1 pseudogene is annotated in these 244 nt (G+C 61.1%); it reads left to right on the top strand.

The features are described 5' to 3' along the window. A pseudogene (locus SB725_RS33325) lies at positions 1–175 on the top strand (polyphosphate kinase 2); the annotation flags it as partial. Positions 176–244 lie beyond the last annotated feature (69 nt).

Raw genomic sequence — 244 nt, 5'->3', positions numbered from 1 at the left:
GGTGATCAAGTCCGATGACAAGAAGCGCGCACGCATCAACTGCATCCGCCACTTCCTGCATTCGCTGGATTACCCGGGCAAGGACTCGGCTGTGGCACATGCCCCGGACCCCATGCTGGTAGGGCGCGCATCACGCGACTTCGAAGAGGACGAGACGCCAGCCACCGCCCACTGAAAGGGGCAATCAGAAGTTGGCCATGGCGCTGCAGTATTCAGCCTTGGTGGTCTTCACCGGCTGCTCTAC

Source organism: Pseudomonas sp. SIMBA_041 (genome assembly GCF_046535095.1).
Classification (GTDB): domain Bacteria; phylum Pseudomonadota; class Gammaproteobacteria; order Pseudomonadales; family Pseudomonadaceae; genus Aquipseudomonas; species Aquipseudomonas mucoides.
The sequence above is the reverse complement of the archived record's forward strand: the minus strand, read 5'-3'. Positions and strand labels throughout refer to the sequence as shown.